Source organism: Pseudomonas sp. NBRC 111123 (genome assembly GCF_001320205.1).
Taxonomy (GTDB): Bacteria; Pseudomonadota; Gammaproteobacteria; order Pseudomonadales; family Pseudomonadaceae; genus Aquipseudomonas; species Aquipseudomonas putida_J.
Window position 1 is genome coordinate 64,701 of record NZ_BCAZ01000001.1, and the last position, 26,700, is coordinate 91,400.

Sequence of the window (26,700 nt, forward strand, 5' to 3'; positions counted from 1 at the left end):
CCGTTCGGTCTCAGACAGGAAGTTCTGGCCATGGTGATGATGGCGCGCTTCGCATTCCTTTCCCTGGTGGCATTGCTTGCCGCCTGCTCCAGCCGTGCTCCAGCACCGGCCCCTGTGGTGCAACCACCAATCACCTACAGCCAGCCCGAGGGCTCGCCACTGGCTGACGACGTGCTGATCCGTGCGATCGGCCTGGTCGGCACGCCTTACCGCTGGGGGGGTAACACGCCGGACTCCGGGTTCGATTGCAGCGGCCTGATCGGCTATGTATACCGCGACGCTGCTGGCATTAGCCTGCCGCGCTCGACCCGCGAGATGATCGTCATGCGTGCGCCGACCGTGGACATCAACGCGCTGCAGTCGGGAGACCTGGTGTTTTTCGCCACCGGTGGCGGCTCGCAGGTCAGTCACGCGGGTATCTACGTGGGCGAAGGGCGTTTCGTGCATGCACCCTCTACCGGCGGCACCGTGCGCCTGGACTACCTGTCCAACAGCTACTGGTCCAAGGCCTACCTGCAGGCCAAACGCGTGATTCCCCAAGGGAATCTCGCGCAGAACCGTTGAGCGCTAGCGTGCCTTGGTCACTCGCCACACCACGTTGCCCACGTCATCGGCGACCAGCACGCCACCGCGCTGGTCGTTGATGACGCCCACCGGTCTCCCTTTGGTCTTGCCATCTTCGTCGAGAAAGCCGGTCAGCAGGTCTATAGGCTTGCCTGCGGGGTTTCCGGCGCTGTCGAACGGTATGAAAATTACCTTGTAGCCACTGTGCGGCTTACGGTTCCACGAGCCATGCTGGCCCACGAACGCTCCGCGATCGAATGGCGAGGGCAGTACGCCGGGCTCGGCGAAGGCCAGCCCCAGTGATGCCGTATGTGGGCCTACGGCATAGTCCGGCACGAGCGCCGTGGCGGCTTTCTGCGGGTTCTGGGGCGAAACCCGTGCATCCACATGCTGCCCGTAATAGCTGTACGGCCAGCCATAGAAGCCGCCGTCCTTGACCGAGGTGATGTAGTCCGGCACCAGGTCGCTGCCGATCTCGTCACGCTCATTGACCGCTGTCCACAGTGCTCCGCTGGCTGGCTGCCAGGCCAAGCCGTTCGGGTTGCGCAGGCCTGATGCGAACAGGCGATGCTGGCCGCTGGCCGGGTCCACCTCCCAGATCGCTGCGCGCCCCTGCTCCTTGTCCAGGCCGTTCTCGCCGACATTGCTGTTGGAGCCTACGGTCACGTAGAGCTTGCTGCCGTCGGGGCTGGCGATCACGTTCTTGGTCCAGTGATGGTTGAGCGGGCCGCCTGGCAGGTCGGTGACCTTGTGGCCTTCCCCGGTAATCTGCATCGCTCCCGGTTCATAGTGGAAGCGCAGCAGCTGGTCAGTATCGGCGACGTAGAAGTCCTTGCCCACCAACACCATGCCGAAGGGGGAATTGAGGCCTTCGATGAACGGTGTGCGAATTTCTGCGACGCCGTCGTGGTCGGCGTCGCGCAGCAAGGTGATGCGGTTGGCGCTGGCTACGCCGGCACCGGCCCGTTTCATCGCCTTGCCCATGAACCAGCCTCGCAGCCCCTTGCCGTCGTCAGGCTTGGGCGGGGCGTTGGTCTCGGCAACCAGTACGTCACCATTGGGGAGCACGTAGAGCCAGCGCGGGTGTTCGAGGTTGTCGGCAAATGCCTGTACCTGGGTGCCCGGGGCTGCCTTGGGTTTAGCCCCGTGCGGCCAACCTGTGGCAGGGGCGATGTTGACGGTCGGGATCAGGCTCTGGCGGGGTGGCGGAAGTTGCGGCAAGGGGCCGCTGCCATCGCTCACCTTCAGGTGGGCAGTGTCGCCGCAGCCTCCAAGGCAGGCGAGCAATGTCCACGGCAACAGCATGATGGTGCGTTTCATGTTCGCAGCCCTTTGTGCCGGTGTATGAACATGTGAGCACGCGCTGTTGCTCAAGGTTCACCGAGCACCGCTCCCGATTGACGAGGCTTAACCGGCCTCTTCCAGGTCCAGGTGATCGATGCGTTCGAAACGCTCGGTGAGAAAATCGATCAGGCGTCGTACCCGTGCCGACAAATGCAATTGCTGCGGATATACCGCGTAGACATCGGCCCGTGTCGGGGTCTGGTCCTCCAGCAACAGCCGCAGGCGCCCGCTGCGCACATAGCGGGCGATGTCCCATTCTGCGCGTAGCAAGATACCGTGCCCCTGCAAGGCCCAGTTCAGTGCCACTTCCCCGTCATTGCAACTGAGCGCGCCCTGTACCTTGATGTTCTGCGTGCGGCCGCCACTGGTGAAGCGCCATACGCCATACGGCGATTCGTTCTGGCGCAGGAAAATGCAGTTGTGCTGGGCCAGTTCCGAAAGCTTCTGTGGGGTGCCGTGCTTTTCCAGGTACAGGGGCGAGGCGCACAGCAGGCGGCGGTTGGAGGCGATCTTGCGGGCGTGGAAGGAGGCGTCCGGCAGGGTGCCGAAACGTATGCCCAGGTCAAAGCCGTGCGACGCCAGGTCCAGTGGGTGGTCACTGATCTCCAGTTGCACTTCGATATCTGGATGGCGCGCATAGAAGTCCGCCAGGGCCGGGCCGATATAGCGCCGGCCAAAACCCAGTGAAGCATTCACCCGGATCAGCCCTTTGGGCTCGGCGCGGTGCTGGCCGAGCAACTGCTCCACTTCGTCGACCTGGGCGAGAATTCGCGCGGCATGGGCGAAGTACAGCTCGCCCTCTGCAGTCAGGCTCATGGAACGGGTGGTGCGGTTGACCAGGCGAATGCCCAGGCGTGCTTCCAGCGCGGCCAGGCGTTTGCTCACTGCCGGTGGTGTCACGCCCAGTTCGCGAGCTGTGGCGGCCAGGCTGCCTTGCTTGGCCAGCAGGTGGAAGAAGCCCAGGTCCTGTGTCGGATTCATCATTAACCCATGGTTACTTAAGATGTGATCCAGGGTTAACTGCTGCCCTGACTTCACTACATATACTCGCCCCATCCCCGCTGGCACAAGCCTGGTGGGCCACAACAAGCATGGGAGTCGAGACATGAACCACTACAAGATCGCCGCCATCCCGGGTGACGGCATCGGCGTCGAAGTGATTGCGGCAGGCGTGGAGGTGCTGCAGGCCCTGGCTGCCAGGCGTGGTACCTTCACCATGGATTTCGAACACTTCGACTGGGGCTCGGAACGCTACCTGCGTGAGGGCCAGTACATTCCCGAGGGTGGCCTGGAATCGCTCAAGGCCTTCGACGCCATCTTCTTTGGTGCCGTGGGCAGCCAGGAGGTGCCCGACCATGTGTCTCTGTGGGGGCTGCGCCTGCCGATCTGCCAGGGCTTCGACCAGTACGCCAACGTGCGCCCGGCGCGTGTGCTGCCCGGGGTTAGCAGCCCGCTGGCCAAGGGCAAGGCGATCGACTGGGTGATCGTGCGCGAGAACTCCGAAGGCGAATACTCCGGCAGCGGTGGCCGGGTACACCAAGGCCTGCCCATCGAGGTGGCTACCGAGGTCTCGACGTTTACCCGCGTGGGCGTGGAGCGCATCCACCGCTTCGCCTTCGAACTGGCCCGCACCCGCCCGGCGAAGCACCTGACGCTGGTGACCAAGTCCAACGCCCAGCGCCACGGCATGGTGCTGTGGGATGAGGTGTTCGCCGAGGTGGCCAAGGATTACCCGGATGTGCGCACCACCCGTGAACTGGTGGACGCCGTGACCACCACCATGGTGCTCAAGCCCGAGCAGCTGGATGTGGTGGTGGCGACCAACCTGCATGCCGACATCCTTTCGGACCTTGCCGCCGCGTTGTCCGGCAGCCTGGGCATCGCGCCCACCGCCAACCTCAACCCGAGCCGCGAATGCCCGTCGATGTTCGAACCGATCCACGGCTCGGCCTTCGACATCACCGGCAAGGGCGTGGCCAACCCGATCGCCACCTTCTGGACCGCAGTAATGATGCTTGAACACCTGGGTGAAGCCGCTGCTGCGCGTGAGCTGATGGCGGCCATCGAAGCGGTGACCGAGAGTGGCCTGCACACGCCGGACCTGGGCGGCAACGCCACTACCCGAGCAGTGACCGATGCCGTGCTGGCGCTGCTGCACCGCTGAATTCAGGCCTGCTTCAGCAGCAGCGCCACCCCCGGGAAATACTGCCCCAGCTCGTTGTGCAGCTTGCGATAGGCATAAGGGAAGTACCAGGCGATGGCGCAGGCTGTGTGTTTCTGCAGGTCATCGACCAGGTCTTGCAGTTCTTCCGGGCTGGCATGCTGGCCTGCCTTCCAGGGGGTGATGAACAGCGCCCCCGCTTTCAGCTGGCTGGGGTAGGCCACGTGGCGGGCGAGGGATGTGGTTTCCTGCAGGGCTGCAGCCATGTCCAGCCGGGCGATTTTTGGCCAGCGCTGGCTCACGCTCAGGTAGAGCGCCTCGTCGGCGCTGCAGATCGAAAGGTCGCAGCGCCCCTCCTGTTCGCCCTCGTCACGCTGCTTCTTGCTGGCAAACTGCGGCAGGGCTGAGCGTTCGGCTTGCCAGGCAGCTGCGGCGAGCATGCCGATGTTGGCGGCGCTGCCATGCCAGTACGGGGCTTCGGCATCGCCATTGAACTGGTTGAAGCGGTCGATGCAGTCGACCCAGCGCTCCAGTACCGGCTGCAGAAACTCCAGGCGAGGGTTATTGATGATCTGGCCTTGCATGCTGAGCTCTCCTGTTATCGTTATGATCGCGTCCAGCGAAAAATGATGGCCATGTGACATCATTTTATTCAGTGTGGCACAAGCCGGCGGATCGGCCACTGACCCGGGCCAGTCCGGCCGAAGTAAAAGGCCCCGTTCGATTGACGCTCCCGGTGCAACCCTCTAACCTTCGCGGCGTGTTTCAGGTGCCCTGCCAGCCCCGACTGGGCAGGGTGAAACTGGGAAGCCGGTGGTCGCCAGCATGGCGCGATTCCGGCGCTGCCCCCGCAACGGTAGGTGAGTAGCGGCCGCGCAGGGCCACTGGGTACAGCTACCCGGGAAGGCGCGCAGGCCTGGGCCGAATGGCCCGCTCACAAGCCCGGAGACCGGCCTGAAACTGCCAACGGCATCACGGAGGGTGATGCGCGGTGCACCGTGGCTCCGGCCATGGCTCCTGCGCGTTCTCCGTCTGCCCGCCTATTACCTGTCGCCGCAGTTCACGTGGCGTCAGCCTGCGGAGAACCCTTCATGAGCGAATCCACCGACCGCGACGAACGCCACCTGGCGCGCATGCAGCGCAAGAAGGCGGTCATCGACGAGCGCATCGCCAATTCCCCCAATGAATGCGGCCTGCTGCTGGTGCTCACCGGCAACGGCAAGGGCAAGAGCAGCTCGGCCTTCGGCATGCTCGCTCGTGCCCTGGGTCATGGTATGCAGTGCGGCGTGGTGCAGTTCATCAAGGGCCGCAACAGCACCGGCGAGGAGCTGTTCTTCCGCCGTTTCCCCGAGCAGGTGCGCTACCACGTGATGGGCGAGGGCTTCACCTGGGAGACCCAGGACCGTCAGCGTGACATCGCTGCCGCCGAAGCTGCCTGGGCGGTATCGCGCCAGCTGCTGCAAGACCCGAGCGTGCAGTTCGTGGTGCTCGACGAGCTGAACATCGCCCTCAAGCACGGCTACCTCGATCTGGACAAAGTGCTGAGTGACATTCAGGCCCGGCCACCGATGCAGCACGTGATCGTCACCGGTCGCGCAGCCAAGCCTGAAATGATCGAACTGGCCGACACCGTCACCGAGATGGGGATGCTCAAGCACGCCTTCCAGGCCGGTATCCGCGCGCAGAAGGGCGTCGAACTGTGAGTGAAACGCGCAGCTGCCCGGCGGTGCTGATCGCAGCACCCGCCTCTGGCCAGGGCAAGACGACTGTGACTGCAGCCCTGGCCCGCCTGCACCGCAACTTGGGGCGTAAAGTCCGGGTGTTCAAATGCGGCCCTGACTTCCTCGACCCGATGATCCTTGAGCGGGCCAGTGGCGCACCGGTGTACCAGCTCGATCTGTGGATGATTGGTGCCGAAGAAAGCCGTCGGCTGCTGTGGCAAGCTGCACAAGAGGCCGACCTGATTCTGATCGAGGGTGTGATGGGCCTGTTCGACGGCACCCCGTCCAGCGCTGATCTGGCCCGCCACTTCGGTGTGCCGGTGCTGGCGGTGATCGATGGCACCGCCATGGCCCAGACCTTCGGCGCCCTGGCCTTGGGCCTGGCGCGTTATCAGGCCGACCTGCCGTTCGCTGGCGTGCTGGCCAACCGGGTCGGCAGCCTGCGCCATGCGCAACTGCTCGAAGGCAGCCTGACCGAGGGCCTGCGCTGGTATGGGGGCTTGTCACGCGAGCGCGGCATCGAGCTGCCCAGCCGCCATCTGGGATTGGTCCAGGCCAGCGAGCTGAACGACCTGGATGCCCGCCTTGACGCTGCCGCCGAAGCCCTCGGCGCCAGCTGCGACGCTACCTTGCCGCCGCCGGTGGCCTTCGTCGCGCCCGCGCTACAACCGTGCGCCGCGTCGCTCAGCGGTGTGCGTATCGGCGTGGCACGTGACGAAGCGTTCGCCTTTACCTATCGCGCCAATCTCGACCTGCTGCGTGATCTGGGCGCACAGCTGGCATTCTTTTCGCCATTGCATGATCGTGAGTTGCCAGCAGTGGACAGCCTGTACCTGCCAGGCGGGTATCCGGAACTGCATCATCACGCACTGGCTGCCAATGCACCGATGTGCGAAGCGATCCGTGCCCATCACGCCGAAGGCAAGCCGTTGCTGGCCGAGTGCGGCGGCATGCTGTATCTGCTCGAGGCGCTGACGGATGTTGCTGGCGAGCGAGCCGAACTGCTGGGCCTGCTGCCAGGCGAGGCGACCATGCAGAAGCGCCTGGCGGCCCTGGCGCTGCAGGCCGTGGAGCTGCCCGAAGGCACCCTGCGCGGGCACACCTATCATCACTCGCTGACCAGCACCGAGCTGGAACCGATCGCCCGGGGCCTGAGCCCCAACGGCGGGCGCGGCAACGAAGCGGTGTATCGGCTGGGCAGGCTGACGGCGTCCTACGTGCACTTCTACTTCCCGTCCAACCCTGACGCGGCGGCGGCGCTGTTGCGGCCATGAGCGATCACGCCTACAGCGCCGCCGAGCGCGCCGCGATCTACCGCGCCATCGGTGAGCGCCGGGACATGCGCCACTTTGCCGGTGGCACGGTCGCTCCCGAGCTGCTCGCTCGCCTGCTGGCCGCCGCGCACCAGGCGCCGAGTGTCGGCCTGATGCAGCCTTGGCGCTTCATCCGCATCAGCGAGCCTGAACTGCGCGGGCAGATTCAGGCCTTGGTCGAAGAAGAGCGGGTGCGTACCGCCGAAGCGCTGGGCGAACGCTCTGACGCGTTCATGAAGCTCAAGGTGGAGGGCATCAGCGACTGCGCTGAAGTGCTGGTGGCAGCGTTGATGGACAACCGCGAGTCGCACATCTTCGGCCGCCGCACCTTGCCGGAGATGGACCTGGCTTCGCTGGCCTGCGCGATCCAGAACCTGTGGCTGGCCGCCCGTGCCGAGGGCCTGGGGCTGGGGTGGGTCTCGCTGTTCGAGCCGCAGGCCCTGGCCGCCTTGCTGGGCATGCCCGCCGGGGCCAAACCGGTGGCGGTGCTGTGCCTGGGGCCGGTCACCGCGTTCTACGCGCAGCCCATGCTGGTACAGGAAAACTGGGCCGAGGAACGCCCCTTGAGTGACATGCTGTTCGAGAACCAATGGGGAGAACGCCCATGAGCGTCGCTTTGCTGACCGTGGCCGGTGTGGCCCTGGATGCGCTGCTGGGCGAGCCGCAGCGCCGGCATCCGCTGGTGGGCTTCGGTAACCTGGCGTCGAGCCTGGAGCGTCGCCTGAATGCCAGCGGGCGCGGCTGGCGCAGCCATGGCGTGAGCGCCTGGTTCCTGGCCGTGGTACCACTGACCCTGGTGGCGTTGATAGTGTCCTGGTTGCCCTATGTCGGCTGGTTGGTGGACGTGCTGGCGCTGTATTGCGCCCTCGGATTGCGCAGCCTCGGCGAGCATGTGCTGCCGGTGGCCAACGCCTTGCGCCAAGGGGATCTGGAAGAGGCGCGGCGCCGCGTCGGCTACCTGGTCAGCCGGGAAACCCGCGAACTGGACGAACCAGCAGTCGCTCGCGCAGCCACCGAATCGGTACTGGAGAACGGCAGCGATGCGGTGTTCGCCGCGCTGTTCTGGTTCGTCGTGGCCGGGGCGCCGGGGGTGGTGCTGTACCGCCTTAGCAACACCCTGGACGCCATGTGGGGTTACCGCAACGAACGCTTCGAGCGCTTCGGTTGGTGCGCGGCACGCATCGACGATGTGCTGAACTATATTCCCGCCAGGCTGGTGGCGTTGACTTACGCGCTACTTGGCAAGACGCGCCTGGCCCTGGCCTGCTGGCGTAAACAGGCTCCACTGTGGGACAGCCCCAATGCCGGGCCAGTGATGGCCTCGGGGGCCGGGGCGCTGGGTGTCGAACTGGGCGGCCCGGCGGTGTACCACGGTGAACTGCACGAGCGCCCACGCCTGGGTGACGGGCCGATGGCCGACGCCGATGCCATCGAGCGCGGCTGGAGCCTGGTGCAGCGTGGTGTGTGGTTGTGGGTACTGCTGATCTGCGTGGGAGCCTATCTGAATGCTTGAACACGGTGGCCGCCTGTTGCGGGCGGTGCGGCAATACGCGATCGCGCGGGAAGACTGGCTCGACCTGTCCAGCGGCATCGCGCCGTGGTCTTATCCGATTCCGCCGATTCCACTGGACGCGTGGGCCCGGCTGCCAGAGACCGACGACGGCCTCGAAGACGCGGCGCGGCGCTACTACCGCGCCACCCAGCTACTGCCGGTGGCCGGTTCGCAGGCGGCGATCCAGGCGCTGCCGACATTGCGCCCGGCCGGGCGAGTCGGTGTGCTGTCACCCTGTTATGCCGAACACCCTCAGGCCTGGCGTCGCGCCGGGCATGAGGTGGTCGAACTGGATGAAACCCAGGCCGAAGCTGAGCTCGACAGCCTTGATGTGCTGGTGCTGGTCAACCCGAACAACCCCACCGGTCGCCGGGTATCGCGCGAGCGTCTGCTGGCCTGGCACGCGCGGTTGGCCGAGCGCGGCGGCTGGCTGCTGGTCGACGAAGCGTTCATGGACAACACCCCCGAGTACAGCGTGACCGACTGCGCCGAACGCCCAGGCCTGATCGTGCTGCGTTCGTTTGGCAAGTTCTTTGGCCTGGCCGGCGTACGGTTGGGCTGCGTAGTGGCCGAACCTTCGTTGCTGCAGCGCCTTGCCGAGTTGCTCGGGCCTTGGACTGTCAGTGGTCCGACCCGGGTGCTGGCGCAAGCCTGCTTTGCCGACCACGCGGCGCATCAAGCGCAGATCGAACGCTGTGCGCTGGCCAGTGAACGCCTGGCAGCACTGTTGCAGGGCTGTGGTCTGGCGCCCAGCGGCGGCTGCGACCTGTTCCAGTACGTGCGCAGCCCGCAGGCAGCCCACCTGCATGACTTTCTCGCCCGCCGCGGCATTCTTGTGCGCCTGTTCGAGCAGCCTGCCGCCGTGCGCCTTGGCTTGCCGGCGAATGCCGCAGACGAGCAGCGCCTGGCCCGGGCCCTGGCCGATTATCAGAAGGAAACGGCATGACCACCCTCATGGTGCAAGGCACCACCTCCGATGCCGGCAAGAGCACACTGGTTACCGCCCTGTGCCGCTGGCTGTTGCGTCAGGGCGTCGGCGTGGTGCCGTTCAAGCCCCAGAACATGGCGCTCAACAGCGCCGTGACCGCCGACGGCGGTGAAATTGGCCGCGCCCAGGCGGTGCAGGCCCAGGCTTGTCGGCTGGCCCCCCACACCGACATGAACCCGGTGCTGCTCAAGCCCAACAGCGACACCGGTGCCCAGGTGATCATCCATGGTCGTGCGGTCACCAGCATGAATGCGGTGGCCTATCACGACTACAAGGCGATTGCCATGCAGGCAGTGCTGGCCTCGCACCAGCGCCTCACAGCGGCCTACCCGGTGGTGATGGTCGAGGGCGCTGGCTCGCCGGCCGAGATCAATCTGCGTGCCGGTGACATCGCCAACATGGGCTTTGCCGAGGCGGTCGACTGCCCGGTGATCCTGGTCGCCGACATCAACCGCGGCGGGGTGTTTGCCCACCTGGTCGGTACTCTCGAACTGCTCTCGCCGAGCGAGCAGGCGCGGGTCAAGGGCTTTGTCATCAATCGTTTTCGCGGCGACATCGCGCTGTTGCAGCCGGGCCTGGACTGGCTGGAGCAACGCACTGGCAAACCCGTGCTGGGCGTGCTGCCCTACGTCACAGACCTGCACCTGGAAGCCGAGGATGGCATCGACATCCGCCAGGGCGCCAAGCATGAGCGCGTGCTCAAGGTGATCGTCCCGGTGCTGCCGCGCATCAGCAACCACACCGATTTCGACCCGCTGCGCCTGCACCCGCAGGTCGACCTGCAGTTCATCGGCCCGGGCCAGCCGATTCCGCCCGCCGACCTGATCATCCTGCCCGGCTCGAAGAGCGTGCGCGGTGACCTGGCGCAACTGCGCGAGCGTGGCTGGGACAAGGCCATCGAGCGGCACCTGCGCTATGGCGGCAAATTGATCGGCATCTGCGGTGGCCTGCAGATGCTTGGACGCGAAGTGCACGACCCGCTCGGCCTGGAAGGCGCCGCCGGTTCCAGCCCCGGGCTGGGCCTGTTCGATTACGTGACGGTGCTTGAAGCCGAAAAGCAACTGCGCAACGTTGTCGGCGTTCTGAGCCTGGAAGGCGTGCCGGTCTCCGGTTATGAAATTCATGCTGGCGTTACCGCAGGCCCTGCCCTGGAACAGCCCGCCGTGCAGCTCGCCGATGGCCGTTGTGACGGCGCGATCAGTGCCGACGGCCAGGTCCTCGCCACCTACCTTCATGGCCTGTTCGAGGGCAGCCAGTCCTGTGCCGCGCTGCTGCGCTGGGCGGGGCTGGAGAATGCGCAGACCATCGATTACGAGGCCCTGCGCGAACGTGACATCGAGCGCCTGGCCGACCTGGTGGAAACCCACCTGGATACCGCGCACCTGCGAACGCTTTGTGGAGTCGCCTGACATGCGCAACCTGATCCTCGGCGGCGCCCGCTCGGGCAAGAGCCGCCTGGCCGAGCAACTGGCCAGCGACAGCGGCCTGGCGGTCACCTACATCGCCACCAGCGAGCAGCTCGATGGCGAAATGAACGAGCGCGTGCGCCTGCACCGCGAGCGCCGGCCAGCCGATTGGGGGCTGATCGAAGAACCCTTGGCGCTGGCTGCTGTGTTGCGTGCAGAAGCCGCTGAAGGCCGCTGTCTGCTGGTGGACTGCCTGACCTTGTGGTTGACCAACCTGCTGATGCTCGACGATCAGCAGCGGCTGGCCGCAGAGCGCGATGCGCTGCTCGACTGCCTGGAGCAATTGCCCGGCACAATCATTCTGGTCAGCAACGAAACCGGCCTGGGCGTGGTGCCCATGGGCGAGCTGACCCGCCGTTACGTCGACCTGGCCGGCTGGCTGCACCAAGCCGTTGCCGAACGCTGCCAGCGTGTGGTGCTGACCGTGGCCGGCCTCCCTCTCATGCTCAAAGGACCCACTCTATGAACCACGCCTGGTGGCGCGCTGCCTGCCAACCTCTCGACAACGCCGCCATGGACCAGGCCCGCGCCCGTCAGCAGCAGCTGACCAAACCTGCCGGCTCGCTCGGCCAACTCGAAGGCCTGGCAGTGCAACTGGCCGGCTTGCAAGGGCGTGAGCGGCCAACCCTGGATCAGGTCGCCATCACGATTTTCGCGGGCGACCATGGTGTGGTCGAGGAGGGCATTTCGGCCTATCCGCAGGCGGTCACCGGGCAGATGCTGCGCAACTTCGTGGGCGGTGGTGCGGCGATCAGCGTGCTGGCGCGGCAACTGCAGGCCAGCCTTGAAGTGGTCGACCTGGGGACCATTGACCCTGAACTGGAACTGCCTGGGGTTTGTCATCTGCGCCTTGGCGCCGGCACCGCCAACTTCGCACGCCAGCCAGCCATGACCGACGCGCAGCTGCAAGGTGCATTGCAGGCCGGTCGCGACAGTGCCTTGCGCGCGGCGGCCAATGGCGCGCAGCTGTTCATCGGTGGCGAGATGGGCATTGGTAACACCTCTGCCGCCGCCGCCCTGGCCAGCACCTTGCTGGCCTGCCCGGCGGGTGAGCTGAGTGGGCCGGGTACTGGGCTGGATAGCGCAGGTGTTCGCCACAAGGCAGAAGTGATCGAGCGCGCCCTGGTGCTGCACGGCCTGCGCGCCGATGAGCCGCTGCAGGCACTGGCATGCGTTGGCGGCTTCGAGATCGCTGCACTGACCGGTGCCTACCTCGCCTGTGCCCAGCAGGGTATCGCGGTGCTGGTGGATGGCTTCATCTGCAGCGTCGCCGCACTGCTGGCGGTACGCCTGAATCCGCAGAGCCGTGACTGGCTGCTGTTCGCTCATCAGGGCGCGGAGCCTGGGCACAAGACCCTGCTTGCAGCGCTGCAGGCCGAGCCGCTGCTGGCCTTGGGGTTGCGCCTGGGCGAGGGCAGTGGAGCCGCCTTGGCAGTGCCGCTGATGCGCCTGGCCTGCGCCCTGCACGGGCAGATGGCGACCTTCGCCGAGGCGGCGGTAGCGGACCGCCCGGCATGATTCTCGACCTGCTGCGCCACGGTGAAACCGAGCTGGGCGGCGGCCTGCGCGGCAGCCTGGATGATGCCTTGACCGACAAGGGCTGGGGCCAGATGCGTGACGCGCTGGCAGGCGCAGGCCCCTGGGATGTGCTGGTCAGCTCGCCGTTGCAGCGCTGTGCGCGTTTTGCCGAACAACTGGGCATGCCGGTTCAGCTGGAAGCCGGTCTGCAAGAGCTGCATTTCGGTGAGTGGGAAGGGCGCAGCGCCATGCAGATCATGCAAACGCAGGCTGACGCGCTTGGGCGCTTCTGGGCCGACCCTTACAGTTACACACCGCCCGCAGGCGAGCCTGTCGCGGCCTTCGCCCAGCGCGTGCTGTCCGCTATCGGCCGCCTGCACCAGCAATATGCCGGCAAGCGCGTGCTGCTGGTCACCCATGGCGGTGTCATGCGCCTGCTGCTGGCGCGTGCCCGTGGCCTGCCCCGGGAGCAGTTGCTGCAGGTCGAGGTCGGCCATGGCGCCTTGGTGCGCCTGGCGGTGGACGACGATGGCGCGCTGCTCGAGGTGCTTTGACATGCTGCCGTTCTGGATTGCCTTGCAGTTTCTCAGCAGTTTGCCGGTGCGTTTGCCGGGGATGCCAGAGCCACGTGAAATGGGCCGTTCGTTGCTCTGCTACCCGTTGGTAGGGCTGCTGTTCGGCGTGTTGCTGTGGCTTGCCAGCCATCTGCTGCAAGGTGTTGCGGCACCTTTGCACGCAGCCTTGCTGCTGGCGCTGTGGGTACTGCTTAGCGGCGCGCTGCACCTGGATGGCCTTGCCGACAGTGCCGATGCCTGGCTGGGCGGCTTCGGTGACCGCGAGCGCACGCTGCAGATCATGAAGGATCCGCGCAGCGGGCCGATAGCCGTGGTCACCCTCGTGCTGGTGTTGCTGCTGAAGTTCTGTGCCTTGTGGGTGCTGGTGGAGCGGGGCGCGGGTGCCTTGCTGATCCTGGCGCCGGTGGTGGGGAGGGCGGCGATGCTTGGCTTGTTCCTTGGTACGCCCTATGTACGCAAGGGCGGCTTGGGGCAGGCGCTGGCTGAGCACTTGCCACGGGGCACGGCGAGTTGGGTGTTGCTGGGCAGTGTGTCGCTGTGCCTGTTGATGGGTGGTTGGCTGGCGCTATGGCCGCTCTTGGCGTCGCTTGCAGTGTTCTGCTGGCTGCGGCGGCTGATGTGCCAGCGGTTGGGTGGCACCACCGGGGACACCGCGGGGGCGATGCTGGAATTGTTGGAACTGACGGTAGTATTGGGGCTGGCGTTGAGCCTGTGAGCTTGAGCCCGCACCTTGAAACTTGTTGCAACCACTCTGAAGCGGGTATATACACGTATCCATGTTGACCAGTGAATGCATCTGCACCCATCTGCGTCGCGCCGCCCGAGGGGTGAGCCGGCACTACGACGAGGCCCTTGCCGGCTTCGGCATCAATGTCGCCCAGTTTTCCCTGTTACGCCACCTGCAGCGGCTTGATCGCCCCAGTATCACCACACTGGCCGAGGCCATGGGCCTGGAGCGCAGTACGCTGGGCCGTAACCTGCGCGTGCTGGAAGCAGAAGGGCTGGTGGCGTTGGCCGACGGCGATGACCAGCGCAACCGCGTGGTGTTGCTGACCGGGGCGGGCGAGGCGCGCTTGCATGCGGCCCACCCAGCCTGGGAGCAGGCACAGTTGTCGCTGGTCGAGCAGTTGGGCGAAGGGCAGCGTGACGAGCTGGTGCGGTTGCTGGAGCGGCTTGCCTGAATCATTACCACTAGAAGCGGGTATATACCCGTACAACCTTGCGATGTGCTGGAGATAACGACAATGACTTCGGTGTGGCGAACCAGCGGGTGGGTACTTGCGGGGGCGGCGTTGATCCTGGCGCTGTCGCTGGGTGTGCGTCACGGTTTTGGCCTGTTCCTGGCGCCGATGAGCGCCGATTTTGGCTGGGGCCGTGAAGTGTTCGCCTTTGCCATCGCCCTGCAAAACCTTGTCTGGGGATTGGCGCAGCCGTTTGCCGGTGCGCTGGCCGACCGCCTTGGTGCGGCGCGGGTGGTGATTATCGGCGGCATACTCTATGCCGCTGGCCTGTTGCTGATGAGTACCGCCGATTCGGCCTGGTCGCTGTCGCTCAGCGCCGGCCTGTTGATCGGTATCGGTCTGTCTGGCACCTCATTCTCGGTCATCCTCGGTGTGGTCGGCCGTGCGGTTCCGGCGGAAAAACGCAGCATGGCCATGGGTATCGCCAGCGCCGCCGGCTCCTTCGGCCAGTTCGCCATGCTCCCCGGAACCCTCGGCCTGATCGAATGGCTGGGCTGGTCGTCGGCGCTGTTGGTGCTTGGCTTGCTGGTTGCGCTGATCGTGCCCTTTGTCGGCCTGCTGCGTGACCGGCCGCTGCCCAGTCATGGCGCGGAGCAGACGTTGGGCCAGGCCCTGCGCGAGGCGTGCTCGCACTCCGGCTTCTGGCTGCTGGCCCTGGGTTTCTTTGTTTGTGGCTTCCAGGTGGTCTTTATTGGCGTGCATCTGCCTGCTTACCTGGTCGACCAGCATCTGCCAGCAACCACCGGCACCACGGTGCTGGCGCTGGTAGGGTTGTTCAACATTGTTGGTACCTATACCGCTGGCTGGCTGGGTGGCCGCATGTCCAAGCCGCGTTTGCTGACCGCGCTGTACCTGCTGCGTGCGGTGGTGATCGCGCTGTTCCTGTGGGCGCCGGTAACGCAAGTAAGTGCCTACTTGTTCGGTATTGCCATGGGCCTGCTGTGGCTTTCCACCGTGCCGTTGACCAATGGCACCGTGGCCACGGTTTTTGGCGTGCGCAACCTGTCGATGCTCGGTGGCATCGTCTTCCTGTTCCACCAGCTGGGCGCATTCCTTGGCGGCTGGTTGGGGGGAGTGGTGTACGACCAGACCGGTAACTATGACCTGGTCTGGCAGATTTCCATTCTGCTCAGTCTGCTGGCTGCCGCGCTCAACTGGCCGGTACGAGAACGTCCGGTCGCCCGTTTGCAGGCGCAAGCGGCATGAACCGCCACCTGGCCCGTGGGCTGCTGCTTGCGGCCTTGGCGTTGCTGCTGGCGCTGGTGTGGTGGGGCTGGCAGCGAGGCGGGTTGGCGTTGATGCAGCTGGGCATGAACGTTTGTTAAGCGCTACCCTGCAAGTTCAAGGATTATCTTGCAGGAGAAACGAACGATGCGTGCTCATTGGTTGACGATGCCGTTGCTCGCGCTGCTGGCCGCAAGCTCCAGCTGGGCCGCTGATTGTCCGGCGCTGTTGCAGGGCAGCTTGCCTGAGTTACGAGGCAAGGGGCAGGTCGACCTGTGCCAGCGCTTCGCCGGCAAGCCGCTGGTGGTGGTCAATACGGCCAGCTATTGCGGTTTCGCGCCTCAGTTCGAGGGGCTGGAGGCGACTTACAAAGAGTTTCACGAGCAGGGCCTGGAAATGCTCGGTGTGCCGTCCAACGACTTCAAGCAGGAAGACGCCGACAGCGAGAAGACGGCCAAGGTCTGCTACGCCAACTATGGTGTGACCTTCACCATGACCAAGACCCAGGCGGTGCGCGGCAAGGATGCGATACCGCTGTTTGCCGAGTTGGCGCACCAGAGCAGCGCGCCGAAGTGGAACTTCTACAAGTACGTGGTGGATCGCAAGGGTAAGGTGATTGGCAACTTCTCGAGCTTGACCAAGCCTGATGATCCAGCGTTCAGAGCCGCGATCGAGAAGGCGATAGCGTCGCATCCGTGAGTGCCTGTCTTGAGTGCTTCAGCGCTTATGAGATCGAGCGCCGCCCACGCGGCGCATCGCGGATAAATCCGCTCCTACATCTGTTTCGGGCCAGTCACTCCTGTTAAGCCAACAGGGACCGCCTTGTTGGTATGGCGATGCATCTCTGCGGGCATTGATGCAGCCCCATCTGTCTCGCGTCATGCACCAAGGCGGACAGCGATAACCTCACAGGAATAATTGGCCCGAAAAAAATGTAGGAGCGGATTTATCCGCGATGCGCCGCGCGGGCGGCGCTCGATCTCAAAGGCGCTGAAATACTCAAGGCTGGCCCTTGCCGCCCCTCAGTGCGTATGCACCGTGATAGCCACCAGCTTCAGCACCACCGGCCTCACCATCAGTACGCACACGAACGCCACTGGCATCGCAAGCTGGTAAGCCTTCAGCACATTGCCCAGATACTCCGGGTTCACCCCGGCATTTGCGGCTGTGATCACGAAGCACATCAGCAGCGCCATGATCGATGACATGTAGAACGCGAACACATATGGCGTAGCGCCTGGGCGTAGTTTGCGCCGGCTGCGGGTGTTGGAAAGACTGCTCATGCGACCTCCTGAATGTTGGCTGAGGGCGCAGGTTAGCAATGCCTCCGGCAGCGGCTGTAGACCAGCTCGATTGAGTTCTTTATAAAGAGATTCTTACGAATCGAAGAACTTGCCATGGATCTGCTCAACGCCATCCGCAGTTTCATCAAGGTGGTCGAAGCCGGCAGTATCGCCGCCGGCGCCCGCAACCTTGGCCTCAGCCCAGCAGCGGTCAGCCAGAACCTGGCGCGCCTGGAAGGGCACTTGCAGGTGCGCCTGCTCAGCCGTACCACGCGCAGCATGGCGCTGACACCCGCCGGAAGCCAATACTACGAGCGGGTAAGGCACATCGAGCGCGACCTGGCTCTTGCCGAACAAGCAGTCACCGCCCCCGATAGCGAGCCGCAGGGTCGGCTGTGCATCGCCTCGACCTCGGCATTTGGTCGTCACGTCCTGGCACCGCTGATCCCGGCGTTCAGTGCCCGCTATCCATTGCTTTCGATAGAGTTGGTAACGACTGATCGCAAGGTTAATCACGCCCGCGAAGACGTGGACGTCAGCCTGCGCATCACCCCGCAACTGGAAGACCAGCTGCTGGCGCGGCATATCGCTCGGATCCCGTTCATCTGCTGCGCGTCACCGGGTTACCTCGCCAGCGCAGGGTTGCCGACCACCCCCGAGACGTTGCGTGATCACTGCTGCCTGGTGTTCCGTTATCCGGTGGACGGCCGTTTCCTGCGTTGGGGCTTCGTGCGTGACGGCATGCGCTTCGAGGCGGAATTTGGCCGCGTATTGATCAGTGACGACATCGATGCCCTGACGCAGATGGCCCTCAACGATGGCGGCATCACCCGCCTGGCCGAGTTCATCGTCAGGCCGCATCTGGCCTCGGGGGCGTTGGTGCCGTTGTTCGAATACAGCGACAGCGGCCAGGCATATGCCCAGACCGAGCCGATGGACATCTACCTGTGCGTGGCTGATCGCTTTGCCCTGACGCCAAAGGTTCGCGCCTTCATGGGCTTCCTGCGCGACGCGCTGGGCGACAGCTGGCAAATCCAGGCATGAAAAAACCGCCACGAGGGCGGTTTCTTATGGAACAGGTACGAATCAGAAACGGTAGGTGAGGGAAGCACCGATACCGTGAGCGCTGTTCTCGTACTTGGCCTGGTAACGGCCCTTGGTCGGGCTGGCCAGGTTGACCTTGGTATCCTCTTCCCACAGGTAGGAGTAGGCCACGTCGATGGTCATGTCGTCGGTTGGGCTATAACCGGCACCGATGCTGATTGCCTTGCGATCACCCGTAGGGATGCGCGGCGAACGGTCGGTGTTGTTGGTTGGCGACTGGTCAACGGAGAAGCCGGTGCGCAGTACCCACTCCTTGTTGACCTTGTAGGACGCGCCAATGGCGTGAGCCCAGGTATCGTGCCAATTCTGCTCTTCAGTGATGGTGCCGAACTGGGCGGCCAGTGGTGCCGGCACTTCGTTGTTTACGGTGATGTCCTTCAGGCGGCTCCAGCGGGTCCAGGTGCTGCCTGCATACAGGGTCCACTGGTCGTCCAGTTCGTGAGTGACCGAGAAGTCCACAGACTCAGGCGTCTTGATCTTCAAGGTGGCGTCGAACTTGCTACCGCTGAAAGGCCCGATCAGGGCGTTGTTGATCTTGGTATTGCCTTCGAGCTTGTAGTCGACCATCGAGTGGTAGGTCAGGCCGACACGGGTACGGTCGGTGGCCTGCACGAGAATGCCGATGTTATAGCCGACGGCGGTGTCATCGCCCTTGATCTTCACTTCGCCGTCGTTGGTTCCAGGCGTGAAGCGGTTGATGGTGTTCGAGCCCAGTTCGCCCTTGATCTTGTTGATGGTCGGGCCGAAACCGATCGACACCTTGTCGTTGAAGGCGTAGCTGACGGTTGGCTGGAAGGTGATGACCTCGACGTGGCTCTTTTTACCCCAGTAGCGAGCGGCGTCGCCGCTGCCGTAATCGGTCACCAGGCCGAACGGGACGTAAACACCAAAGCCGACGCTCCAGTGCTCATCGATCGGCTTGACGTAGTAGCCCATCGGTACCCCTACCGTTGGCACCATGTCACCGTCGGTTTCACCTGGCAGTGGACTGCTGCCTCGGCCTGAAATGTCCGTCTTGGCGATTACAGCCGCGCCGCCCACGGTCACTTCCTGGCGCTTGAGGCGCGACATGCCGGCCGGGTTGCCATACACGGTGCTGGCATCATCGGCAGAAGAAGAACGACCTGCGAAGCCTGTCCCCATGCCGCTGATGCTTTGTTCGTTAAGTGCGAAGCCGGCAGCGAACAATTGGCTGGATGCCAGGGCAACGGCTACGCCGAGGGAGGTTTTGAGCATTGCTTTTTTCATTATTAGAAACTCCTTGTGATCTCCGGGGCGAAAAGCTACCAACAAATCACGCGCCGCGCTATAGCCTGAATCGCAGGAGATAGAGCGCTTTTGTAGGACAATCCGACCAAAATTCCCTTTTTTCCGTTAGTGGTGTAGGACGCCTCTTAAGATGCCTGTGGCAATTTCTGGGCAATGCACAACTGCCAAGCCTGGGTGAAGTCGCGCAGGCGACCTTGAGGGTGGAAAATCTGCCGCCAGATACGCGCCAGGCCGAGCAGGTCATCGGCTGCAGGCAGCAACGTGGACTGCTCTTCGATGAGCATCCAGGCGATGGCGGTGGAGTAACGCAGGTTCACCGTGAGTTCCAGGTGGGGCCCGCCGAGGAAGGCGTGCTGGCTGGCCAGGCCGCGTACCAGGCTGGCCAGCTCTGGATCACGGGCGAGAAAGTCGTCCCAGACAGCCTGGTGACGGCTTTCGCCTATGCGGTAAAGGCCATGGCCTCGGCGGTCGTGCAAGGCTGAACCGAGTGCCGACTGGCTGGCCGCGATACCGAGCAGGAGGGCCTCGGCGCTGGCGCAATGACGATTCAGATAGACCAGGGTTGGTCGGATCACATACTGACACAATTCGTTCGCCGCGATACCCATGATGCCCTCGAGCAGTAAGGGACCGACGGGCGCTGGAGCTTGGCAGCTGGAAATTGGTCAGGCCCGCCGGAAGCGGTAAGGACCGCTCGAGTTGAAGTGTAGTGTGATAATCGTGGTGTAAAGGGCTGTTTTTAAATCGATTGCTGCCTGCTTCCCAGCGCTATATGCCTTGCGGCAATTAGGCCAAGAACGATCAGGCAGCATTCGGCAGGTGCCATTCAGGCCCTGAATACCCCGATATTCGCCGCTCACGCGGTGAGCGATTGGCGTGTGCGGGCGATTACTGCCTGCAAGGGTTCCGAGCGGCTGTACTGCTCTGGGTACAGGCGTTCGGTGTGGCAGGCGATGCCGTGCTCGTCCACCAGGGTGAAGCTGAAGTTGCCCTTGCGTGGGGCAGTGATCAAGCACTTCAACGGCGAGAAGGCTTGGGAGAGGGTGCCAATGGCAGCCTGAATTTGATGATGAGTTTGCATGTTGTTGGATGTTCCTGCTTTAAACACGGAGGGTATGATCCGTGCATGATAGAAACGTTCCAGTGACGCCATTATTAAGGGACGAAGAACCTGACTGGAACAGGGCAGCCAGAGAGAGCGCAATCAAAGTGTGGGCGCTTGGGCTGACTGGTAGGTACTTCAGAAGGCAGGCAGCACACCGGGGCCAAGGTTCTAGGCCGTCGGGTGGAATCCTGATCAATCTTCCGGTTGATTCGTGCTTGAACAGCGCTGGGCTGGCGAGGGAATCATCGAGTGGGCCGGTCCTGGTTTCAGCAGCGGTCGTTCGGGAGAGCGATGGGCTGCAAGGACGCTTAAGGCCAATTGACTTTCAGCTTGGGTACTAACGAAGCGCACCTTACCGGAAGTATGAGGCCTTTGCAAGCTTTGCACGTTTCGTCAGGCGAGCCGCGCAGTATGGCGCGTCTTTCGCCTGATGGGAAGAGGGGGCAACTGGCCTCCAACCGGGCCGATGTGCCAATTTCGTGCATCCAAACGCAGGCTTTCGGTGCACTTGTTCACATACGAGGCGTGACTTGTAACAGCCCGGCAACAGCCCCGTTCACGCTCGCCAATGACTTGACTGGCACCTTAAGTCAATGAAAAAAAACACTAATTTTTGCTGGTGAAAAAATCGTCAGTTTGACTGTAGGCCCCATTTCACGGGGGTTTGCGGGCTCATTGAAGGGGTTGTCCACCGAGTTATCCACAGGAACTGTGGATTGTCCCGAGCGCTTGCTCTAGGACGGGCGTGCCAGCAAATCAGAGAACTGTCCGACAATCGTCAGGCATCAGCCGACCCACCAGTCATCCACTCGGAAACGTCAAGAAACGATCATTGAAAAAAAATTTCAATCCTCCGGAAATCGACAGGTCATGCACGAAAAAAAGGAGTAGAGTGGCGCGCCTTTCGAGTTGCTACCCTGCCACCGTCATGAAGTTTCGCGGTAAACCCCTCGCCAGCCCCGCTGTTGCCTCCTCAGCCGCTTCGCCCAAGCGCTTTTCCCTGAAAGTGGCCCTCTGGCTGCTCGACAGCCCGCGCCTGGGTGACAAGCATCAGGTCAAGCACATCGCCGGGCGCCTGCTCAAGCAGCCCGCGCGCGAAGGCGTGGTGGTAGCGCAGAGCCGGTTGGGGCAGATGCTCTGCCGCGATTGCGGCAACGCCCGGGACCGCCGTATTGGTCATGAATTACTGCGCCAGGCGGCGCGGGCCGGAGATCGGCACGCGCAGCTGGAGTATGCGCGGCTATTCCAGGGTGATGCGCCGGAGCAGGCGCCCGATCAGTCAGACTGATAAGCTGCACGCAACTCGCAACAGTGTGATCGGGGTAAGCATGGCAGTGGATCTGACCAGCATTCTGCTGGGCTTGGTGGCAGGGGCCTTGCCTTGCTTGGCTTGGGTCATGCAGGTGCAGCGCCGTCAGGGTGCGCGTCAAGGCGAGCAGGCCCTGCTCGAGGAGCGCCTGAGCAGTGCGCAACTGGCCCAGGCCGGCCTGCAGGCGCAACTGGACGCCAGCCGCGACGAGGTCAGCGACCTCAGCGAAGCGAACACCGTCAAGCAGACTCAACTGGCCGCCCTGGGCCGTGAACTGGAGCTGCTGCAGATCGATCGCGATAACGCTCGTGATGCCGCCCACGCCTGGCACCTGGAACGCGCCACTCGTGAAGCTGAACTGCGTCGCCTGGAAGCGCAGACCGCACGCCTGGAAGCTGAACTTCGCGAGCAGCAGGACAGTCACCAGCAGCGCCTGGAAGACCTTCAGGAGGCCCGTGACACCCTGCGTGCCCAGTTCGCCGACCTGGCCACGAAAATTTTCGACGAGCGCGAACAACGCTTCGCCCAGACCAGCCAGCAGCATCTGGGCCAGTTGCTCGACCCGCTCAAGGAGCGCATCCAGGCGTTTGAAAAGCGCGTCGAGGAAAGCTACCAGCAGGAAGCCCGCGAACGCTTCTCGCTGGGCAAGGAGCTGGAGCGCCTGCAACAGCTCAACCTGCGCCTGTCTGACGAAGCCACCAACCTCACCCAGGCACTCAAGGGCCAGAAGACCCAGGGCAACTGGGGCGAGCTGATCCTTGAGCGGGTGCTGGAGCATGCGGGCCTGGAAAAGGGCCGCGAATACCAGACCCAGGTCAGCCTCAAGAGCGCCGACGGCGAGCGCTTCCAGCCCGATGTGCTGATCATGTTGCCCGGCGACAAGCAGGTAGTGGTCGATGCCAAGGTCAGCCTCACCGCCTACCAGCAGTTCGTCAGCAACAACGATGAAAACGCCCTGAAGCAGCACGTGCAGTCGCTGCGCAGCCACGTCAAAGGCTTGTCGAGCAAAGACTACAACCGCCTCGAAGGCCTGCACAGCCTGGACTTCGTGCTGCTGTTCGTGCCCATCGAAGCGGCGTTTTCGGCGGCCCTGCAAGCTGAGCCAAACCTGTTCCAGGAGGCCTTCGACCGGCAGATCGTGATCGTCAGCCCCACCACCTTGCTCGCCACCCTGCGGGTCATCGACAGCCTGTGGAAGCAGGAACGCCAGGGCCAGAACGCCCGAGAAATCGCCGAGCGCGCCGGTTGGCTGTACGACAAGTTCGTGCTGTTCATCCAGGACCTGGACGAACTGGGCAACCGCCTGCAGCAAGTCGACAAGGCCTACGCCGCAGCACGCAACAAGCTGTGCGAAGGGCGCGGCAACCTGGTCAGCCGCAGCGAGCAGCTCAAGCTGCTCGGGGCCCGTGCCAGCAAGAGCCTGCCGGCCGAGCTGCTGGAGCGGGCACTCGCGGACGAAGCACTGGCTGACGCGGCGGTTACTGAACCAGGCTCAGATGGCGATTGAGCAGGGCACGCAAGGCCGCCGGCTTTACCGGTTTGGCCAGGTAATCCAGGCCAGCGGCATGCACGGTGGCCAAGGTTTCCTTGCTGCCGTCGGCGCTGATCACCACACCGGGCACCGGCTCGCCCAGGCGCGCGCGTAACCAGCCCATCAGCTCGGTACCGGTTTCGCCGTCATCCAGGTGGAAGTCCACCAGCGCCAGGTGCGGGCGCATGCCCTTGGCCAGCAGTGCCTCGCATTCGGCGCGGTTGCGTGCGGTCCAGACCTGGCAACCCCAGCGGCTGAGCAGGCTGTTCATGCCGATCAGGATGCTGTCTTCGTTGTCCACGCACAGCACCTGCAAACCGGCCAGCGGCTGGCTCGCAATTTCCACCGGGGCGCTCGGTGCCGCCGCGGTGTGCTGGGCAATCGGCACATGGACGCGAAATACCGTGCCCTTGCCGGGCCAGGAACGCACTTCCAGCTTGTGGCCAAGCACCCGGCACAAGCCATCGGCGATCGCCAGGCCCAGGCCCAGGCCTTTTTCAGCGCGAGTCTGGTGGCTGTCCAGGCGCTTGAATTCCTGGAAAATCACCTGCAGCTTGTCATCGGCAATGCCCGGGCCACGGTCCCAGACTTCCAGCCACAGGTGCTCGCCTTGGCGGCGCACCCCCAGCAGTATCGGGCTCTTGCCGTAGCGCAGGGCATTGGTGAGGAAGTTCTGCAGCACCCGGCGCAGCAGCTTCATGTCGCTGTCGACCCGCAGACGGCTACCGCGCAAGCGGAATTCCAGGCCCTTTTCGGCCGCCAGTACCTTGAACTCGGCGCCGAGGGTGTCGAACAGTTCGTTGAGGGCGAAAGGTTTGGCGTCGGGGGTGATCTTGCCGTTTTCCAGGCGCGAAATGTCCAGCAAGTCGCTGATCAGTTCCTCGGCCGAACGCAGCGAGCTGTCCATGTGCTGCACCAGCTGCTGGGCCTCTTCGTTCATGCCTTCGGCCTGCTGCGACAGGGCGGCGGAGAACAGCCGGGCAGCGTTCAGCGGCTGCATCAGGTCATGGCTGACGGCAGCGAGGAAGCGGGTCTTGGACTTGCTCACCGCTTCGGCCTGGCTCTTGGCTTCCGACAGTGCCTGGTTCAGCTGCGACAACTCATGGGTGCGCTCTGCCACACGCTGCTCCAGCCCTTCGTTGGCGTCGCGCAGCGCCTGCTCGGCCTCGCGGAACGGGGTGATGTCGGTGAAACTCATCACGAAGCCGCCACCGGGCATCGGGTTGCCGATCAGCTCGATCACCCGGCCGTTGGGGAACAAGCGTTCGGAAGAGTGGGCACGGCCCTGGCGCATCCAGTGCAGGCGCCGCGCCACATGCACTTGCGCCTCGCCCGGGCCACACAGGCCTCGCTCAGCGTTGTAGCGGATGATGTCGGCGATCGGCCGGCCGACGCTGATCAGCCCGTCGGGGTAGTTGAACAGCTCCAGGTAACGGCGGTTCCAGGCCACCAGGTGCAGGTTCTGGTCGACCACACTGATGCCCTGGTTGATGTTCTCGATGGCGCCCTGCAGCAGGGCACGGTTGAACTGCAGCACCTCGCTGGCTTCGTCGGCGATGCGCACCACGTCCTCGAGCTGCATGTCGCGGCCCTCGATGGCGGCCTTGACCACGGCGCGGGTCGAGGAGCTGCCGAGCACACCGGCGAGCAGGCGTTCGGTGTGTTCGATCCAGTCGCCGTCGGCGTTCTGGTTGGGGTTGAAGCCTTTGCCCTGACGGTAGGCGAAGCGGATGAAACTCTGCCGCGCGCGTTCCTCGCCGACGAAGCGCGAGGCCAGGTTGAGCAGGTCATCGATCTGTACCGCCAGCAACGGTTTGCTGCTGGGGCGGGCGCTGGTCTGCTGGCCGATGAAACGGCCCGCCTGCCAGTGCTCCGACACGCGGGTGCGCGACAGCATCGACACCCACACGAACAGGGTGAAGTTGCCTGCCAGCGACAGCACCACGCCCTGGGTCAAGGGGCTGATCGGCAAGCCGAGCGGGTTGCCATGCAGCCAGGCCAGGCCCGGGAACAGCCCGAGCGACAGGCCCAGGCTATGGGCGATGATCGGCAGCACCAGGGTGTAGAACCACAGGAAGATGCCCGCCGCCAGGCCGGCGAACACGCCGCGCCGGTTGGCCTGCTTCCAGTACAGGGCGCCGAGCATGGCTGGGGTCAGCTGGGTGACGGCGGCGAAGGCGATCTGGCCGATGGTCGCCAGGCTCGCGGTGGAGCCGAGCAGGCGGTAGCTGACGTAGGCCAGCAGCAGGATCACCACGATGGTCACCCGGCGCACCGACAGCATCCAGTGGCGGAATGCCTCGAACGGCCTTTCGGCGTTGTTGCGGCGCAGCAGCCAGGGCAGCAGCATGTCGTTGGAGACCATGGTCGACAGCGCCACGGCCTCGACGATGACCATGCCAGTGGCGGCCGAAGCACCGCCGATGAAGGCCAGCAGGGCCAGGCTCGGGTGCGCTTCGGCCAGCGGCAGGCTGATGACGAAGGAGTCGGAAATCACCGTGCCCGGCAGCAACATCTGCCCGGCCAGGGCGATTGGCACCACGAATAGCGCAGCCAGGGCCAGGTACAGCGGGAACACCCAGCGCGCCAGGCGCATGTCCTGGGGTTCGATGTTCTCCACCACGGTGACGTGGAACTGCCGCGGCAGGCAGATGATCGCCATCATCGCCACCGCGGTCTGCACCACCATCGACGGCCAGTTGATGGTTTCCTGCCAATAGCTGTCCAGCTGCACCGATTGGCGCGCCTGGGTAAACAAGTCGTCGAAGCCGTCGTACAGGTTGAACACCACGAACACGCCCACGGCGAGGAACGCCAGCAGCTTGATCATCGACTCGAAGGCGATGGCCAGGACCATGCCGCGGTGGTGCTCGGTGACGTCCAGACTGCGTGTGCCGAAGACGATGGCGAACAGCGCCAGCACCAGCGATACCACCAGCGCAGTGTCCTGCACGCGGGTGCCGGTGGCGTCGGCGTTGGCGCCGATCAGTAGGTTGACGCCGAGCACGATGCCCTTGAGCTGCAGGGCAATGTAAGGCAGCACGCCAACCAGGCAGATCAGCGCCACCACCACCGCCAGGGACTGTGACTTGCCATAGCGGGCGGCGATGAAGTCGGCGATCGAGGTGATGTTCTGCTGCTTGCTGATCAGCACCATCTTCTGCAGTACCCAGGGCGCGAAGATCAGCAGCAAGATCGGCCCGAGGTAGATCGGCAGGAACGCCCAGAGCTGTTCGGCAGCCTGGCCGACCGCGCCGAAGAAGGTCCAGCTGGTGCAGTACACCGCCAGCGAAAGGCTGTACACCCACGCACGCAGACGCGGCGGCAACGGCGTGCTGCGGCGGTCACCGTAGAAGGCGATGGCGAACATGATGGCCATATAGGCCAGGGCGACCACGGCGATCAGCCCGCTGGACAACGACATGAAAACTC

The 26,700-nt window shown here is 64.1% G+C and carries 27 protein-coding genes and 1 riboswitch; of the genes, 19 read left to right on the forward strand and 8 right to left on the reverse strand.

Annotation, left to right across the window (positions count from 1 at the left end; translation table 11 throughout):
- Window positions 1-30: 30 nt before the first annotated feature.
- Window positions 31-564 (forward strand): C40 family peptidase, encoded by a 534-nt coding sequence (locus APH27_RS00295; RefSeq protein WP_027918090.1) that lies wholly within the window; start codon window positions 31-33, stop codon window positions 562-564.
- 3 nt (window positions 565-567) lie between these two features.
- Here APH27_RS00295 and APH27_RS00300 read toward each other — a convergent pair whose 3' ends face one another.
- Together APH27_RS00300 and APH27_RS00305 are read right to left on the reverse strand one after the other, a co-directional pair.
- The gene (locus APH27_RS00300) at window positions 568-1,884 is read right to left on the reverse strand and encodes a sorbosone dehydrogenase family protein (RefSeq protein WP_060483696.1); all 1,317 of its coding nucleotides are present in this window, start codon (window positions 1,882-1,884) and stop codon (window positions 568-570) included.
- A gap of 87 nt (window positions 1,885-1,971) precedes the next feature.
- The gene (locus APH27_RS00305; protein WP_060483783.1) at window positions 1,972-2,889 is read right to left on the reverse strand and encodes a LysR family transcriptional regulator; all 918 of its coding nucleotides are present in this window, start codon (window positions 2,887-2,889) and stop codon (window positions 1,972-1,974) included.
- 124 nt (window positions 2,890-3,013) lie between these two features.
- On the opposite strand from APH27_RS00305, the gene APH27_RS00310 reads away from it, so the two are divergent.
- Complete coding sequence (locus APH27_RS00310) at window positions 3,014-4,072, forward strand: tartrate dehydrogenase (protein ID WP_060483697.1); 1,059 nt, start codon at window positions 3,014-3,016, stop codon at window positions 4,070-4,072.
- A 2-nt stretch (window positions 4,073-4,074) separates the two neighbouring features.
- Here APH27_RS00310 and APH27_RS00315 read toward each other — a convergent pair whose 3' ends face one another.
- Window positions 4,075-4,653 carry a hypothetical protein gene (locus APH27_RS00315; protein ID WP_027918094.1) on the reverse strand — a complete coding sequence of 193 codons (579 nt, stop codon included), beginning with the start codon at window positions 4,651-4,653 and terminating at the stop codon, window positions 4,075-4,077.
- 166 nt (window positions 4,654-4,819) lie between these two features.
- Window positions 4,820-5,042: riboswitch (cobalamin riboswitch) on the forward strand.
- A 118-nt stretch (window positions 5,043-5,160) separates the two neighbouring features.
- On the opposite strand from APH27_RS00315, the gene cobO reads away from it, so the two are divergent.
- The 14 genes from cobO (at window position 5,161) to APH27_RS00380 (ending at window position 16,366) form a co-directional block, all read left to right on the forward strand.
- Window positions 5,161-5,772: a cob(I)yrinic acid a,c-diamide adenosyltransferase gene (gene cobO / locus APH27_RS00320; RefSeq protein WP_060483698.1), complete on the forward strand. Its 612-nt coding sequence runs from the start codon at window positions 5,161-5,163 to the stop codon at window positions 5,770-5,772.
- Window positions 5,769-7,064 carry a cobyrinate a,c-diamide synthase gene (locus APH27_RS00325; RefSeq protein WP_060483699.1) on the forward strand — a complete coding sequence of 432 codons (1,296 nt, stop codon included), beginning with the start codon at window positions 5,769-5,771 and terminating at the stop codon, window positions 7,062-7,064. The genes cobO and APH27_RS00325 overlap by 4 nt, the downstream gene beginning before the upstream one ends.
- Window positions 7,061-7,711, forward strand: a complete 651-nt coding sequence (gene bluB / locus APH27_RS00330) for a 5,6-dimethylbenzimidazole synthase (RefSeq protein WP_027918097.1) — start codon at window positions 7,061-7,063, stop codon at window positions 7,709-7,711. The genes APH27_RS00325 and bluB overlap by 4 nt, the downstream gene beginning before the upstream one ends.
- On the forward strand, window positions 7,708-8,616 hold the full coding sequence (cbiB, locus tag APH27_RS00335) for an adenosylcobinamide-phosphate synthase CbiB (protein WP_027918098.1): 909 nt from the start codon (window positions 7,708-7,710) through the stop codon (window positions 8,614-8,616). The genes bluB and cbiB overlap by 4 nt, the downstream gene beginning before the upstream one ends.
- Window positions 8,609-9,601, forward strand: coding sequence for a threonine-phosphate decarboxylase CobD (gene cobD / locus APH27_RS00340; RefSeq protein ID WP_060483700.1), 993 nt, complete (start codon window positions 8,609-8,611; stop codon window positions 9,599-9,601). The genes cbiB and cobD overlap by 8 nt, the downstream gene beginning before the upstream one ends.
- Window positions 9,598-11,052, forward strand: a complete 1,455-nt coding sequence (locus APH27_RS00345; protein WP_060483701.1) for a cobyric acid synthase — start codon at window positions 9,598-9,600, stop codon at window positions 11,050-11,052. The genes cobD and APH27_RS00345 overlap by 4 nt, the downstream gene beginning before the upstream one ends.
- A 1-nt stretch (window position 11,053) precedes the next feature.
- The gene (cobU, locus tag APH27_RS00350; RefSeq protein WP_027918101.1) at window positions 11,054-11,575 is read left to right on the forward strand and encodes a bifunctional adenosylcobinamide kinase/adenosylcobinamide-phosphate guanylyltransferase; all 522 of its coding nucleotides are present in this window, start codon (window positions 11,054-11,056) and stop codon (window positions 11,573-11,575) included.
- Window positions 11,572-12,627, forward strand: coding sequence for a nicotinate-nucleotide--dimethylbenzimidazole phosphoribosyltransferase (cobT, locus tag APH27_RS00355; RefSeq protein ID WP_027918102.1), 1,056 nt, complete (start codon window positions 11,572-11,574; stop codon window positions 12,625-12,627). The genes cobU and cobT overlap by 4 nt, the downstream gene beginning before the upstream one ends.
- Window positions 12,624-13,181, forward strand: a complete 558-nt coding sequence (cobC, locus tag APH27_RS00360; RefSeq protein ID WP_027918103.1) for an alpha-ribazole phosphatase family protein — start codon at window positions 12,624-12,626, stop codon at window positions 13,179-13,181. The genes cobT and cobC overlap by 4 nt, the downstream gene beginning before the upstream one ends.
- Window position 13,182: 1 nt before the next feature.
- Window positions 13,183-13,917, forward strand: a complete 735-nt coding sequence (locus tag APH27_RS00365) for an adenosylcobinamide-GDP ribazoletransferase (protein WP_027918104.1) — start codon at window positions 13,183-13,185, stop codon at window positions 13,915-13,917.
- Window positions 13,918-13,978: 61 nt separating this feature from the next.
- Window positions 13,979-14,383 carry a MarR family winged helix-turn-helix transcriptional regulator gene (locus tag APH27_RS00370; RefSeq protein ID WP_060483702.1) on the forward strand — a complete coding sequence of 135 codons (405 nt, stop codon included), beginning with the start codon at window positions 13,979-13,981 and terminating at the stop codon, window positions 14,381-14,383.
- A 63-nt stretch (window positions 14,384-14,446) separates the two neighbouring features.
- Window positions 14,447-15,649 (forward strand): MFS transporter, encoded by a 1,203-nt coding sequence (locus APH27_RS00375; protein ID WP_060483703.1) that lies wholly within the window; start codon window positions 14,447-14,449, stop codon window positions 15,647-15,649.
- Complete coding sequence (locus APH27_RS26725; RefSeq protein ID WP_256208044.1) at window positions 15,646-15,768, forward strand: hypothetical protein; 123 nt, start codon at window positions 15,646-15,648, stop codon at window positions 15,766-15,768. The genes APH27_RS00375 and APH27_RS26725 overlap by 4 nt, the downstream gene beginning before the upstream one ends.
- A gap of 46 nt (window positions 15,769-15,814) precedes the next feature.
- Window positions 15,815-16,366, forward strand: coding sequence for a glutathione peroxidase (locus APH27_RS00380; protein WP_027918107.1), 552 nt, complete (start codon window positions 15,815-15,817; stop codon window positions 16,364-16,366).
- Window positions 16,367-16,689: 323 nt separating this feature from the next.
- On the opposite strand, the gene APH27_RS00385 is transcribed toward APH27_RS00380, so the two are convergent.
- Window positions 16,690-16,950 carry a DUF2798 domain-containing protein gene (locus APH27_RS00385; RefSeq protein WP_060483704.1) on the reverse strand — a complete coding sequence of 87 codons (261 nt, stop codon included), beginning with the start codon at window positions 16,948-16,950 and terminating at the stop codon, window positions 16,690-16,692.
- Between the two features lie 114 nt (window positions 16,951-17,064).
- On the opposite strand from APH27_RS00385, the gene APH27_RS00390 reads away from it, so the two are divergent.
- Entirely contained in the window at window positions 17,065-17,994 is a 930-nt protein-coding gene (locus APH27_RS00390) for a LysR family transcriptional regulator (RefSeq protein WP_027918109.1), read from the forward strand.
- A gap of 42 nt (window positions 17,995-18,036) precedes the next feature.
- Here the strand turns inward: APH27_RS00390 and APH27_RS00395 are convergent, their stop codons facing one another.
- The 3 genes from APH27_RS00395 to APH27_RS00405 form a co-directional block, all read right to left on the reverse strand.
- Window positions 18,037-19,302: an OmpP1/FadL family transporter gene (locus APH27_RS00395; protein WP_027918110.1), complete on the reverse strand. Its 1,266-nt coding sequence runs from the start codon at window positions 19,300-19,302 to the stop codon at window positions 18,037-18,039.
- A gap of 146 nt (window positions 19,303-19,448) precedes the next feature.
- On the reverse strand, window positions 19,449-19,931 hold the full coding sequence (locus tag APH27_RS00400; protein ID WP_027918111.1) for a hypothetical protein: 483 nt from the start codon (window positions 19,929-19,931) through the stop codon (window positions 19,449-19,451).
- Window positions 19,932-20,179: 248 nt separating this feature from the next.
- Window positions 20,180-20,404, reverse strand: a complete 225-nt coding sequence (locus APH27_RS00405) for a hypothetical protein (protein WP_027918112.1) — start codon at window positions 20,402-20,404, stop codon at window positions 20,180-20,182.
- A gap of 952 nt (window positions 20,405-21,356) precedes the next feature.
- Between APH27_RS00405 and APH27_RS00410 the strand changes: the two genes are divergently transcribed.
- Window positions 21,357-21,716: a sel1 repeat family protein gene (locus tag APH27_RS00410; RefSeq protein ID WP_060483784.1), complete on the forward strand. Its 360-nt coding sequence runs from the start codon at window positions 21,357-21,359 to the stop codon at window positions 21,714-21,716.
- A 154-nt stretch (window positions 21,717-21,870) separates the two neighbouring features.
- Window positions 21,871-23,244: a DNA recombination protein RmuC gene (gene rmuC, locus APH27_RS00415; RefSeq protein WP_177326692.1), complete on the forward strand. Its 1,374-nt coding sequence runs from the start codon at window positions 21,871-21,873 to the stop codon at window positions 23,242-23,244.
- On the opposite strand, the gene APH27_RS00420 is transcribed toward rmuC, so the two are convergent.
- Window positions 23,216-26,692 carry a hybrid sensor histidine kinase/response regulator gene (locus APH27_RS00420; RefSeq protein ID WP_060483705.1) on the reverse strand — a complete coding sequence of 1,159 codons (3,477 nt, stop codon included), beginning with the start codon at window positions 26,690-26,692 and terminating at the stop codon, window positions 23,216-23,218. The genes rmuC and APH27_RS00420 overlap by 29 nt on opposite strands.
- Window positions 26,693-26,700: the final 8 nt, after the last annotated feature.